10 protein-coding genes and 1 riboswitch are annotated in these 13088 nt (G+C 58.7%); of the genes, 7 read left to right on the top strand and 3 right to left on the bottom strand.

The genetic code is table 11. The features are described 5' to 3' along the window. Nucleotides 1–75: 75 nt before the first annotated feature. Nucleotides 76–249, top strand: a riboswitch (M-box (ykoK) riboswitch). 75 nt (nt 250–324) lie between these two features. From IT763_RS11880 to IT763_RS11865, 4 genes are all read left to right on the top strand, one after another. After that, complete coding sequence (locus tag IT763_RS11880) at nt 325–1347, top strand: magnesium transporter (RefSeq protein WP_049299317.1); 1023 nt, start codon at nt 325–327, stop codon at nt 1345–1347. A gap of 129 nt (nt 1348–1476) precedes the next feature. Further along, entirely contained in the window at nt 1477–1569 is a 93-nt protein-coding gene (gene mgtS / locus IT763_RS11875) for a protein MgtS (protein WP_004938109.1), read from the top strand. 107 nt (nt 1570–1676) lie between these two features. Then, entirely contained in the window at nt 1677–1856 is a 180-nt protein-coding gene (locus tag IT763_RS11870) for a hypothetical protein (protein WP_004938106.1), read from the top strand. Nucleotides 1857–1882: 26 nt separating this feature from the next. Further along, on the top strand, nt 1883–3259 hold the full coding sequence (locus tag IT763_RS11865) for a cation diffusion facilitator family transporter (protein WP_049299315.1): 1377 nt from the start codon (nt 1883–1885) through the stop codon (nt 3257–3259). Here the strand turns inward: IT763_RS11865 and IT763_RS11860 are convergent. Then, nucleotides 3202–4047, bottom strand: a complete 846-nt coding sequence (locus IT763_RS11860) for an inositol monophosphatase (protein ID WP_176063120.1) — start codon at nt 4045–4047, stop codon at nt 3202–3204. The genes IT763_RS11865 and IT763_RS11860 overlap by 58 nt on opposite strands. Nucleotides 4048–4226: 179 nt before the next feature. On the opposite strand from IT763_RS11860, the gene IT763_RS11855 reads away from it, so the two are divergent. Further along, complete coding sequence (locus IT763_RS11855) at nt 4227–7331, top strand: efflux RND transporter permease subunit (RefSeq protein ID WP_206194734.1); 3105 nt, start codon at nt 4227–4229, stop codon at nt 7329–7331. A 22-nt stretch (nt 7332–7353) separates the two neighbouring features. Next, nucleotides 7354–7986: a TetR/AcrR family transcriptional regulator gene (locus IT763_RS11850; protein ID WP_028127437.1), complete on the top strand. Its 633-nt coding sequence runs from the start codon at nt 7354–7356 to the stop codon at nt 7984–7986. On the opposite strand, the gene IT763_RS11845 is transcribed toward IT763_RS11850, so the two are convergent. Then, nucleotides 7976–8401: a GNAT family N-acetyltransferase gene (locus IT763_RS11845; protein WP_049299312.1), complete on the bottom strand. Its 426-nt coding sequence runs from the start codon at nt 8399–8401 to the stop codon at nt 7976–7978. The genes IT763_RS11850 and IT763_RS11845 overlap by 11 nt on opposite strands. 47 nt (nt 8402–8448) lie before the next feature. Further along, nucleotides 8449–10179: an ABC-F family ATP-binding cassette domain-containing protein gene (locus tag IT763_RS11840; RefSeq protein WP_206194733.1), complete on the bottom strand. Its 1731-nt coding sequence runs from the start codon at nt 10177–10179 to the stop codon at nt 8449–8451. Between the two features lie 448 nt (nt 10180–10627). Here IT763_RS11840 and IT763_RS11835 point away from each other — a divergent pair, with 448 nt between their 5' ends. Continuing rightward, nucleotides 10628–13057, top strand: a complete 2430-nt coding sequence (locus tag IT763_RS11835) for a DUF3772 domain-containing protein (protein ID WP_049299428.1) — start codon at nt 10628–10630, stop codon at nt 13055–13057. Nucleotides 13058–13088: the final 31 nt, after the last annotated feature.

Below are 13088 nucleotides of genomic sequence, written 5' to 3'. Positions count from 1 at the left end.
ATACTCCATAAACGACGGGCAATCTTTTCTTCCCGCCGGATAAAACAACGCCTATACTGCGCCGGTAGTTTATATGCAGTATCTCGTTTGGCGAGGCTCCTATACAAACACAGGTTACTGATCTGACGACATCGAGAGATGCCCAAGGTTAAGACAGGCTTTATCGGATTAAGGTTCAGCCCAAAGTAACTTCCGAGCAACAACTCGGATACGTTGTATAGTGCTAAAACCTGGACGCGGAGATAGGCAGTCTGCACTCCCTCTGTGGTTACGCCCCTATGCGATTCGCTGTTGAAGTTCACAACAGAAATAGGGACTGACAAAATGATCAAGTCACATCAATACTCTTCTTCTCCGGCGCTGAACGCGACTGAAACTCTCGACGAGACTTCGGTCGCCGGTTATATGAACGCCGATTTTATTACCGTTCCCGCAACGATGACGGTCAATCATGCCCGGGAATATTTACTTTCGCAGCTCAAAACGGACGAAATTCCCAGCCGGGTATTTATTACCGCGGACGATTATCATCTGCGCGGCACACTGTCGGTGAAAAAACTGTTGCAGTGCGAAGAACAGGATAAAGCCGTCGGCGTAATGATGGATTACAGCTATTTCCAGGTTTCACCCGACGATGACCGTAACGACGTGGCGCATCTGCTGGGCAAAGGGGGGCTGGACGTGGTGCCGGTGGTGGCCAATAACACGCTGGTCGGCGTGCTGGGCGAGCGTGAGATCGCCCGGCTGGTCGAGGATGAAAACACCGAGGATGCACAACGCCAGGGCGCGAGCCTGCCGCTGGACAAGCCTTATCTGGAGACCAGCCCGTGGGCGCTGTGGCGCAAACGCTCGGTGTGGCTGCTGATGTTGTTCGTCGCTGAAGCCTACACCGGCAACGTGCTGAAAGCGTTTGAAGATCAGCTCGAAGCGGCGATTGCGCTGGCGTTCTTCATCCCGTTGCTGATCGGCACCGGCGGCAACAGCGGCACCCAGATCACCTCGACGCTGGTGCGCGCCATGGCGCTGGGCGAGGTCAGCCTGCGCAACCTGGGCGCGGTGATCCGCAAGGAGGTCACGACCTCGCTGCTGATCGCCGTCACCATCGGTCTGGCGGCCTGGGTGCGCGCCTGGATCATGGGCGTCGGCATGGAGGTGACGCTGGTGGTCAGCCTGTCGCTGGTGGCGATCACCGTGTGGAGCGCCATTGTTTCGTCGATCATCCCGATGCTGCTGAAACGTCTCGGCATCGATCCTGCCGTGGTGTCGGCGCCGTTTATCGCCACCTTTATCGATGGCACCGGCCTGATTATTTATTTCAAAATCGCCCAACACGTTTTGGGTATTTAAACCGCTCCGCCCGTAAAGGGCGGAAATGTGACAAACCTGAGGAGGACGTTAAAAACCATGGACGCCGACCAACCCCGATATTTAACGCAAGGGGATTTTATCGATAACATTTAACCTGAGGACAAAATAATGGGAAACATGACTATTTTTATGGGATTCCTGGCAATGATCAGCTCGCTGGGCCTGTTGGCGGCCTATATGAGCACCAAATGGGATGATTAATGAACGCTAAAGATCCGCCTAGATGCATCCTCCCCGTGATCGCTATTTATTATGGGGAGGATTTAGCGGCGCGCTGAACGCGCAGCCTAAAACGGGAGTTGATAATAATGACGATTCTTATTCTGGGATTGCTCTACGCCATTTTAATGATTTCGGTGGGGGTGAATGAGATTTATTTTTATTCCACCGGAAAATCCAATTTTCTTACTAGCCTCATGCTGACTTTCTCTGGCAGTATGCTGCTGATCGCCTTTGTCTGGCAATTATCCTCTAAAGTAAAAAAATAAATCACCGTCCGAATGTGAGCTGCATCATGCAAAATGAAAAACAGGCCGTGGCCAGAAACTCGATGATCGCCAGCGGGTTGCTGGCCACGGGCAAATTCGTCGCCGGCATTTTTACCGGCAGTATTGGCCTGATATCCGAAGGGATCCACTCTTTCACCGATTTTATCGCCACCAGCATCACCTGGCTGGCGGTGCGCATCAGCGATAAACCCGCCGATGACGATCACCACTTCGGCCACGGCAAGGTGGAAAACCTGGCGGCGCTGTTCGAGGTGTTGCTGTTGCTCGGTGCCGCCGGTTGGATCGTCTACGAGGCGGGCAGCAGCCTGCTTGGGCAGCCGCATGAGATCGTCGCGGCGCCGGTGGTGATCGCGGTGCTGCTGATTTCCATCTGCGTCGATTTTTTCCGCGTGCGGGCGCTCAACCGCGTCGCCAGGGCGACCGACAGCGCGGCGCTGGAGGCGGATGCGCTGCATTTCTTCTCCGACATGCTTTCGTCCGGCGTGGTGCTGCTGGGCATGGTGTTTGTGCTGCTGGGCTTTGGCCGTGCGGACGCCATCGCCGCGCTGATCGTCGCCGGTTTTATCTTTGTCGCGGCAATCAAACTGGGTAAACGCTCCTTCGACTCGCTGATGGATGCCGCGCCGGCCGGAGCCACCGAGGCGATTCGCGCCACGCTGGACAGCTTCCCGGCGGTGCTGGCCTGCGACAGCGTGCGTATTCGCAACGCCGGCGCCGTACTGTTTGTCGAGATCACGGTGGCGGTGTGCCGCACCTTGCCGCTGGAGCGCATCGATGCGCTCAAGCGAGAAATCGTCGAACGACTGCGGGAGCAGTATGCCAAGGCGGAGTTTACCGTCATCGCGGTGCCGCAGACCCGCAGCGACGAAGACATGGCGACGCGCATTCGGGCGATCGCCGCCAATCACGGCGCGCAGGTGCAGAACGTCACCTTGCAGCAGTTGCCGACGCGCATGGCGATCGGCATGGATCTGGCGGTGCCGGCCAACGCCAGCGTGGCGCAGGCGCATGATATCGCCACGGAGATAGAAGGGATCCTGCGTCAGGCGATCGGCGAGGACACCGAGATAGAGACCCATCTGGAGCCGCAGACGCCGCACTGGCTGGCCAGCGAGGATGTTTCCGCCGCCGAGCTGGCCGATATCCGGCTGATTTTGCAGTCGGCGCTGGAGCAGGGGGATAAGGTGCAAGACGTGCACAACATCCGGGCGCGCAGAACCGACGGCGGCATCATCGTCAACTTCCACTGCCGGGTGTCGCCGGCGGTAACCATCGCCGCCGCGCACGATGCGGTCGATCGGGTCGAGCGGCGGCTGCGCGCGCTTTATCCGGCCATCTCACGCGCGATAGGGCACGTCGAGCCGATCAAGCCCGGCGTCTGAATCAGCTCGGCCAACTGCGGATAGAGCGCCGCGTTGGCCAGCAGCAGCGGGTTGCCGCGTCGCAGCCCGTTGTGGTGCATAAAGTCATTCGTCACGCCGCCGGCTTCGCGCGTCAGCACCAGCCCAGGCAGGCTGTCCCAGGCGTTCATGTGCGGTTCGTAATAGCCCAGCAGCCGTCCGGCGGCCACCTGGGCGGTCATCAACGCGCCGGAGCCGCTGCGCACAAACATCCCTCCCGTCTGCAGCAGGCGACAGAGAAAGCCGCTGAATTCCGCCACCGAAGCGCGCGGTGAAATCCCGACGCCCATCACGCCATCCGCGACGCTGCGCCCGGCATGCACGGCGATCGGTTCCCCGTTCAGGAAAGCGCCTTGGCCGCGACAGGCGCGGAACATCTCGCGGTGGTTGGGATCGTAGACCACGCCGATCGTCGGCTCACCGTCGATCACCACGCTTATCGCGATACACCAGGTATGCAGCCCGTTCAGGAAGCAGGCGGTGCCGTCGATCGGATCGACGACCCATACGCAGGAGGCGTTATCGTCGGTGCCGCCGCTTTCCTCGCCGAGAAAACCGTCCTGGGGAAACCGGCGATTGATCATGCGGCGGATCAGCGCTTCGACGCGGCGGTCGGCTTCGCTGACCACGTCCTGCAGGCCCTGTTTAAACTCGACGGCCAGACTTTGCCGCCGTTGATAAAAGCTGAAGGCGAGATCGGCGGCGGCGCGGGCGATCTCGCGTGCAAAGCGGTAGCGCGCCTCGATGTCCCGTGGGGAAAGTGAAGTCATGGCAGGCAGTATTCCAAACAAAGTTTAGTGTGCAGGGTGCCATAGTCAGATGACAATACGGTGTCTATTCCTGCTTGATTTCAGGCTTGATTTGATTTATTTACTTTACTGTAAAGTAAATTTAATTGTTAAACGTACCATCAAAGCATCCGTCAGCAAGATAATCAGAGGGGTCAGGCATGCTAGCGCATTTTTTCATCTTTCGACCGGTGTTTGCGGCCGTGCTGGCCATCTGCATTATGGCTGCGGGTGCTCTGGCGCTCTGGACATTGCCGATTGAGCAATATCCCGACATCGCGCCACCTGGTGTCACGGTGACAGCCAATTACCCCGGTGCTTCGGCCAAAACGGTAGAGGACAGCGTGACTCAGATTATCGAACAACAAATTAAAGGCATCGATGGCCTGTTGTATTTCTCATCAACCAGCAGTTCGGCGGGCCAGGCTCGCATCAGCCTTAGCTTCGAACAACAAACCGATCCGGACATTGCTCAGGTTCAAGTGCAAAATGCGGTCAATCAAGCAACGTCGCGATTGCCGCAAGAAGTGCAGCAGCAAGGCATCACTGTGACTAAATCGCAGGGTGATAGCCTAATGGTGGTTGCCCTGTACGACACGCAAGGCCGTATGGACAGCGTTGATATCAATGATTTTCTGGTCAGTTCGCTGCAAGATCCGCTGAGCCGGGTGGATGGCGTCGGGGAGACGACGGTGTTTGGTGCCCAATATGCTATGCGCATTTGGCTCAATCCGATCAAACTGAGCGGCTATGGTTTGATGCCGTCTGACGTGCAGGTCGCCATCGAAGCGCAAAATGCCCAGGTCACCAGCGGTGAGATCGGAGCCTTGCCTACGATGGAAGGCCAGTCGTTGAACGCGACCGTGACCGCACAATCGCGGCTGGAAACGCCGGAACAGTTTGAGGATATTATTCTGCGTACCAATACCGACGGTTCGGCGGTGTATTTGCGCGATGTTGCTCGTGTTGAAATCGGGGCGGAAAACTATCAAAACCAAACGCGCCTCAATGGTCACCCGGCGGCGGGTATTTCGATTCAGTTGGCTTCCGGCGCCAATGCGCTGGAGGTGGCAGAGCGGGTACGGGCCGAAGTGAATCGCAGGGCCCCGCAGTTTCCACCGGGGTTGCAGGTGGCTTATCCACGAGACAGCACGCCGTTCGTACTGGTTTCCATTGAAGGCGTCGTACAAACGCTGTTGGAAGCGATCGCGCTAGTGATTGTGGTGATGTATCTGTTTTTGCAAAATTGGCGCGCCACGTTGATCCCCGCCATTACGGTACCCGTAGTGTTGCTCGGCACCTTCGGTGTTTTGGCGCTGTTGGATTACAGCGTAAACACCTTGACACTGTTCGCCATGGTGCTCGCGATCGGCCTGTTGGTAGATGACGCGATTGTGGTGGTTGAAAACGTTGAGCGCGTGATGGAGGAGGCGCAATTGCCACCGCGCGAGGCGACGTTGCTTTCGATGCGGGAGATCAATGGCGCTCTGATCGGCATCGCGCTGGTACTTTCGGCGGTATTTATTCCAATGGCATTTTTCGGCGGTTCAACCGGGATGATCTACCGACAGTTTTCCATCACGCTGGTCGCGGCTATGGTGCTGTCGGTTTTAGTTGCGTTGACCTTGACGCCGGCACTGTGTGCCGGTTTGCTGAAACCGCCGGTGCACCGGCCGCGCAGCCGTTTTTTTCGCGGCTTTAACCGCCTGGTGGAATACGGGCAGCGGCGTTATGGACTGGGATTGAACCATGTGATGGCGCGCAAGGGGCGTTTTTGCCTGTTGGCGCTGCTGCTGGTTAGTTTCATGATCTGGCAATATCTGCGCATGCCTACCGGTTTTCTTCCGGTTGAGGATCAGGGCTCGGTAATGGTCCAGTTTTCTCTGCCGCCAGGTGCCCCGATGGCCAGAACGCAACAGACTGCTGACGCTATCGCCGACTATTTCATGACCGCCGAGCGGGACAACCTGAATGTAATCTTCATGGTTGTCGGGCGCAATAACGCCGGCAGTGGTCAGAATGTCGGTATGGCGTTTGCCGAACTGAAACATTGGTCGCTACGCAGCGGTGATGAAAATAACGCGCAGGCGATTATTAGCCGCGCCAATCGCCATTTCAAAAGCTATCGTGACGCGCAGATCAATGTGTTGTCGCCGCCGGCGGTGCGCGGGTTGGGGCAGTCCAGTGGATTTGAATTGTGGTTACAAGATCAAAACGGCGTCGGGCATGACGCGCTGCAAGCTGCTCAGAGGCAGGTGATCGCCGCCGCCACCGAAGATCCGTTGTTAACGGCGGTGCGCATAAACGGCCTCGAAGATAAAGCGCAATTGCAGGTCGATATCGATCAGCAAAAAGCTAGCGCACAAGGGCTGCGGCAGGCTGACATCACTAACACGCTTTCTGCCGCATGGGGAGGTGCTTATATTAACGATTTTATCGATCGCGGCCGCGTGAAGCGGGTCTACATGCAGGGGGATGCGGCCTGGCGCTCGGCGCCGGATGATATCGATAGTTGGTTTGTACGTGGTGAAAGCGGCAGCATGGCGTCCTTTGCCAGCTTCGCGACTACGCGTTGGCTCTCAGGCCCACAAATGCTTCAGCGCTTTAACGGGCTGTCGGCCACGCAGTTACAGGGGACGGCAGCCGAGGGAGAAAGCTCCGGCACCGCGATGGCGCGTATGCAGAGTATCATCGGCGATATAGACGGCTACCGCCTTGAGTGGAGTGGGCTCTCATATCAGGAGCAATTGGCCGCCGGGCAAACACTGATGGTGTATCTAGCTTCGGTGTTGTTCATTTTCCTCTGTCTTGCCGCGCTGTATGAGAGTTGGTCTATTCCGTTGTCTGTGATGCTGATCATTCCCCTCGGGATTATCGGAGCCGTTGTTGCCGCACGCCTTGCGGGGTATGAAAACGATATTTACTTCCAGGTGGGAATGTTGACGACGATTGGTCTGGCGGCGAAAAACGCGATCCTGATCGTCGAGTTTGTTGAAACACAGCTAAAAACGGGATCCGCTTTGTTGCAGGCGACATTGGAAGGGGCGCGATTGCGTCTGCGGCCCATCGTGATGACTTCATTGGCGTTTGTCGCTGGTGTAATCCCGCTGGCGCTTTCTGTCGGTGCCGGGGCCGCCAGCCGGCGCGAAATCGGTATTGCTGTGATAGGAGGCATGATTTCTGGCACACTGCTGACATTATTGTTCGTACCGCTGTTTTTTGTTCTGACTAAACAAGGGTTGGCACGACTTAAAGCGCGAAAATGAGCCTCTGGGCAGGGGAGATAATATGATCAACCGTCAACCGGGAAGGCCGATGAAGGCCAGGCCACGGATACTGGAAACCGCCAGCGTTCTGTTTTTGCAGCAGGGCTTGGACATCTCTTTGGACGAGATAGCCAACGAGGCGGGAACCACCCGTCAAACCTTATATAACCATTTCCCGAGCAAGGATGCCTTGGTGTTGGAGACGTTCAACCATCTTATCGAAAAGATGCAGCCGCCAATTGCCAGCATTCTGGCACAGGAGAGTGTGGATTTACCGCAGGTGTTGGCACGTTTCGCCTCGGTGGTTCAGGCGCATTTTTTCAGCGTTGAGAACGTGCATTTTCAGCGGTTGCTGGTGCAACTACTATTGCAGAAACCTGAGTTGTACGCCACGTTGCGCGAACGCAATGCCGGGCGGGTGCTTCAGGCGTTAGTGAGGATATTGGAACAGGCGCGGCAGCATGGGCAAATCCAATTTGTCCATGCGCAGCCGCAGGCGATGGCATTTCTGGGCGCGGTTATGGGGTATCCGTTGCCCGCGGTTTTGCTATCCGACCAGTGGCCGACGCCGGAACAATTGCAACACATGACCGAAGCGGCTATCACCGCGTTTCTTTTGGCCTGGCAATATTCGCCGTCTGCCATTACCGAATAACGAAAGAGAACGTGAGCCTGGTGCTTTGTTGCATATGTAGAGCCTCGGCTGGTATCGCCGCCCGCCAAAACGCCAGCCCGCGCGGATTATCCTGGCTGACTGACAGCGACCAACCGCCGGGATGCCGAGCGAACAAGGCGCGGGCAGCCCGTTGCCCCATCCCGTTGCGTCGCCATTCGGGCTTGATGTAGAACTCCGCCATTTCGACGGTGGCGCTATCGAGACGCCTGACCAACGCGAACCCGGCCGTTTGCCGATCGCTCAACATCAAATAGGGGTAGCGGCCGGCCTCGCGCCAGTAGAGCGGCAAATAGGGGTAATCCCCATCGACGCCCAGCTCGCGAAGGCAATCGGACAGCATGGCCGCCAGCAGCGGCCGCTGCGCGAGCGAGGCTTGCTCAAGGGAAAATGCCATGTCGCACTCCGTCAAAAAACAGGCCGCCGGATGGCGGCCTGTCAAGGTTAGCCCAGATTCAACCGGGCGGTGATGTCGGCAATCTCGCGGCGCCAGCGCGCCTGAAGCTCCGGTTTCTGGTGCTTCGGCTTGCGCGCCAGATCGGCCTCCAGTTTGCTTTCGAGGGCAAACAGGGCGGTCAACAGCGCTTCTTCGCCTTTCAATCGCTCGTCCGGCGTTGGGGTATCTGCATCGGCCTTGCCCGCCGTCGGCAGAGCCGGCGTTTCGCCCGCCAGGCGCTGATACACCGGCGCCAGATCGTGCCACTCCTCCAATTTTTGCTGGTCGATCAGCCAAAAGCGGTTGCAGCTCTGTTCGATCAGCATCCGATCGTGGGTGACCAGCATGACGGCGCCGGGGAACTGACGCAACGTTTCCGCCAGCTCCTCTTTGCCGGCCATATCCAGGTGGTTGGTGGGCTCGTCCAGCAGCAGCAACGAATGGTTGGCCAGCGTCAGGCCGACAAACAGCAACCGTGAACGCTCGCCGCCGCTCAACGAACGGATCTGCTGATGGTGGCGCAGGTAAGGGAACCCGGCGCCGATCAGCGCCATTTTCCGCTGTTCCTCGGTCAGCGGCGCGAACTGCGCCAGCGCTTCGCTCAACGTGTCTTCATCGCGCAGCTGCTGCAGCCTCTGATCGTAATAGCCGATGCGCACCCGCGGATGGAACAGCGCCGGACGCTGCGTTTGTTGCTGATACTCGCGCCACAGCAGACGCAGCAGCGACGATTTGCCGCAGCCGTTGCGCCCAACGATGGCGATGCGATCGCCGCTTTTCACGCGCAGATGTTCGAGGTTGAACAGCACCGGCGCATCCGGCGCCGGGCGCACCGCCCAGTGCGGCAGCGCCAGCAGACGATCGGCGTCCAGCGCTTCTCCCTGCAGCCGCAGCCGCCACGGGCTGCCGGCGGTCAGGGTGGTCTGTTCTTCCTTCAACCGATCGACGCGCTTTTCCATTTGCTTGGCCTTGCGCGCCAGATCTTCGTTGTCGTAGACCTTGCCCCAGACCGCCAGCCGTTTAGCGCTTTTTTCCACCCGGTCGATCTCTTTTTGCTCGGCGTGGCGCCGCTGTTCGTCCGCGGCGTCCTGTTCCGCCAGCGCGGTGCGCGCCGCAGAGCAGGGCAACCGGAAGAACTGCAGCGTTTTGTCGCGCAGGATCCAGGTGCAGTTGGTCACCTGATCGAGCAGATGGCGGTCGTGTGACACCAGCACGAAACTGCCGTTCCAGCTTCGCAAGAACTGTTCCAGCCACAGCAGTGTGGGCAGATCCAGGTGGTTGCTGGGTTCGTCGAGCAGCAGCAGGTCGGGCTGGCGGATCAGCGCACGCGCCAACAACAGCCGCGTATGTTGGCCACCGCTGAGGGTGCCGGCGGTCAATGTCCAGCTCTCTGATTCAAATCCCAGCTCCGCCAGTAAGGCTTCGCAGCGCCAGCGCTCGCTGAGGTGTTGGCCCGCAGGCAACTGCGCCAGCACGGCATCCAGCAGGGAGCAGGCGTGCAGTTCAGGCGGCAGGTGCTGTTCGATGCGCGCCATCAGACATTGATGTGACAATGTCACTGTTCCGGTGTGCGCAGGCAGGGCGCCGCTGAGGATTTGCAGCAGGGTGCTTTTGCCGCAGCCGTTATCGCCGATCAAACCGATGCGGTCGCCTTTTTTCAGGCTGAAGGATATCTCGCTCAGCAGGACGCCGAACGCGTTGTCGTAACCGACAGATTGTGCAGACAGTAATGTGCTCATTGCTTACTCAAGAGTTACAGGCATGGCAATGCCTATCGTCAAACATCGCTGACGACAACCCGGTAAGCCGGAGGGAAGATCCTGGATTTTAGTAAGCTTCGCTCAAGCTGGGTTATCGCAGCACGATACCGGTAATGCTTGAGCGGCGACGATTACCAAAGAAGTGTGAGTGAAAAACCAATTCACACGTCAGCATAGTAAGTCTCCTTTTATTGGTTGCAGGTTAATCGGTGGCAGGAGTATAGAGCGCTTTACGCCGCGCCGCCAGTAAAAGCGCCTGAATAATCAGCAAGCTAAGGAGAGCGCGGGCGCGTGGCACACAATGGGAATAATTACGGTATTTCGGCCGACATTAAGCAGCTATTATAATTAGCGTTTATGGTTAAGCGACGGTTCATCCGCCGCCTGTTCGTCTGTCTATCAGATAATGATGCTGAGCACTGAATTTATGTTAAAGCCTCGCCCGTTCCTCCTGTTGTTATTATTGCTGTTGGGTTTGCAGCTGACGCCGTTCGGCGCCGTCGCCGCCACTCAGGACGATCCCGCCGCTGAAAGCGCGCCCGATCCCGCTACGCAGCTGAAAGCCGCGCAAAAGCAGTTGGACAGCATGAAGCAGCTGGTTTCCAAAGCGACGACCGACACCCAGCTCAGCAAGCTGCGGTTGGCGACGGACGATCTGGTCGCCAGCATGGACAAACTCGCTACCGATCTGCAGCCGCTGCAGGAAAAACTGCAGGCGCAGCTGGACGTGCTGGGGCCGGCCCCGGCGGCGGGCGCGCTGCCGGAAACCCCGGCCGTCGCCCAGCAGCGCAATGCGCTGAACAACAGCAAGAAGCAGTTGGACGATGCGGTAAAACGCGCGCAGGCCATCAAGACCAGCGCCTTCGACCTGGGCCAGCAGATCAGCGATCTGCGCCGGGTGGCGTTCAAAACCCAGCTGGCGCTGAACACCGGCAGCATTTTGGGCGTCAAATTCTGGACGCCGGTGGTGCAGCCGTCAGCGGATGATGTGCAGCGGCTGGACCAGTTCAATGCCGAGATGAAAGCGGCCTGGGACGCCAGTTGGCAGGATGAATGGCGTTACGGCACGCTGGCGCTGCTGGCGCTGGCGGTGATCGTCTGGTCCTGGGGGCGCTATTTGTCCGAGCGTTTTCTTGCCTGGGTCAGCATTCGCTTCCTGCCGGACGGGCGCCTGCGCCGCAGCTTTATGGCGATCATCACCGTGGCGGTGACGGTATTCACTACCTCGATCGCGCTGAACCTGCTGTATTACGTCTTTATCCGCGTGCAGCCGCTGCCGGTGATGCTGGAAGACTTCGCCGAAGGCTTTAACCGTCTGGGGATTTTCTGCGCGCTGATCGCCGGGTTGGGGCGTGCGGCGCTGTCGCTGAATCGTCCGTCGTGGCGTCTGGCTTCGCTGGACAATGAAGTGGCCGCCGGGCTGCGTTACTTCTCGCCGCTGCTGGCCGGTCTGGCGCTGGCGTTCGGCACCGTGGAGCTGATCAACAACGTCGTCAGCGCCTCATTGGCCACCACCATCTTCGGCAATGGCCTGGTGGCGGGGCTGATCGGCATGGTGCTGCTGGCGGCGCCGCTGCGCGGCCAGCGCATTCGTCGCCGTCTGGAGCAGCAGGGCGCGCACCTGGAAAAACGCACGCTGGTCGGCGGGCTGGTGCACATCGTCACCCTGGTCTGTTCGGTGGTGATCCTGCTTTCCCTGCTCATCGGCTACATTGCCTTCGCCCGTTTCCTGACCTACCAGCTGATCTGGGTGGTGCTGGTGCTGATGGCGTTCTACTTCATGGTGCTGTTCGCCACTGACCTGTGCGCCGCGCTGTTTTCGCCGCAGACCGTCAGCGGCAAGATGCTGAAGAAAACGCTCAGCTTCAAGGACCGCCACCTGGAACAGATGTCGATCATCACCACCGCGCTGGCCAAATGTTCGCTGTTGCTGTTGATGATTGTCGCGTTGTTCAACGGTTCGTTTGGCAGCACCACGCCGGGTTCGCTGATGGAGAAAATCGTCTCCATCCTGACCGGCGAAGGGTTGCAGCGTTTCAACATCGTGCCAGGCAACCTGCTCAACGCCGTGATCTGCCTGGCGATCGGCATCTACATTCTGCGCGCGGTACGGCGCTGGCTGGGCTCTGAGCTGTTGCCGAAAACCATCACGGACGTCGGCATCCGCGCCTCGCTGGTGACGCTGTTCAGCAATATCGGCTATGTGCTGGTGATTCTGATCACCCTGGCGGCGCTGGGCATCCAGTGGAGCAACCTGGCGTGGATCGTCAGCGCTCTGTCGGTCGGCATCGGTTTCGGTTTACAGGAGATCGTGAAGAACTTTATTTCCGGCCTGATCCTGCTGACCGAGCGCCCGGTGAAGGTCGGGGATATGATCGGCATCGGCGGCGTGGAAGGCGACGTGCGGCGCATCAACGTGCGCGCCACCGAAATCCAGCTCAGCGACCGTTCCACCATGATCGTACCGAACTCGCAGCTGATCTCGCAGAACGTGCGCAACGCCACCATGGGCAACGCGCAAGGCGTGGTGACCATCGCGTTGACGTTCCCGACCTCCATCGATCCGGAGCAGGTGCGCAATATCTTGCTCAGCGCCTATAACGAGTACGAAACCATTCTGGATACGCCGGCGCCTTACGTGCGCTTCAGCCAACTGGGGCCGGACGGCATTATCCTGAGCGTGACCGGCTACGTGCCGAGCCCGCGCATGGTTGGCGCCACCAAGAGCGAACTGCTGTTCAATATCCTCAAGCTGCTGCGCGCGCAGGAAGTGAGCCTGTCCAGCCCGCAGGAAGTGGTGTTTATGAAGCAGCAGGCGACGCGATATCAGGCCAACGAAGAGGAACACTCCTCCTAGCGCCGGTCTGAGGCGGCGGGCCGTTAAGCGA

This window comes from Serratia sp. CMO1 (assembly GCF_015689115.1).
GTDB classification, from domain to species: domain Bacteria; phylum Pseudomonadota; class Gammaproteobacteria; order Enterobacterales; family Enterobacteriaceae; genus Serratia; species Serratia marcescens.
Note: the sequence above shows the minus strand (reverse complement) of the source record. Positions and strands in the feature narration are given on the sequence as shown.

What these genes read in the sequence shown, in the direction of transcription:
- IT763_RS11865 (WP_049299315.1), top strand. Translation starts at nt 1,883, where the DNA reads ATGCAAAATGAAAAACAGGCCGTGGCCAGAAACTCGATGATCGCCAGC.
- IT763_RS11850 (WP_028127437.1), top strand. Translation starts at nt 7,354, where the DNA reads ATGATCAACCGTCAACCGGGAAGGCCGATGAAGGCCAGGCCACGGATA.
- IT763_RS11840 (WP_206194733.1), bottom strand. Translation starts at nt 10,179, where the DNA reads ATGAGCACATTACTGTCTGCACAATCTGTCGGTTACGACAACGCGTTC.
- IT763_RS11860 (WP_176063120.1), bottom strand. Translation starts at nt 4,047, where the DNA reads ATGACTTCACTTTCCCCACGGGACATCGAGGCGCGCTACCGCTTTGCA.
- IT763_RS11880 (WP_049299317.1), top strand. Translation starts at nt 325, where the DNA reads ATGATCAAGTCACATCAATACTCTTCTTCTCCGGCGCTGAACGCGACT.
- IT763_RS11845 (WP_049299312.1), bottom strand. Translation starts at nt 8,401, where the DNA reads ATGGCATTTTCCCTTGAGCAAGCCTCGCTCGCGCAGCGGCCGCTGCTG.
- IT763_RS11870 (WP_004938106.1), top strand. Translation starts at nt 1,677, where the DNA reads ATGACGATTCTTATTCTGGGATTGCTCTACGCCATTTTAATGATTTCG.
- IT763_RS11835 (WP_049299428.1), top strand. Translation starts at nt 10,628, where the DNA reads ATGTTAAAGCCTCGCCCGTTCCTCCTGTTGTTATTATTGCTGTTGGGT.
- mgtS (WP_004938109.1), top strand. Translation starts at nt 1,477, where the DNA reads ATGGGAAACATGACTATTTTTATGGGATTCCTGGCAATGATCAGCTCG.
- IT763_RS11855 (WP_206194734.1), top strand. Translation starts at nt 4,227, where the DNA reads ATGCTAGCGCATTTTTTCATCTTTCGACCGGTGTTTGCGGCCGTGCTG.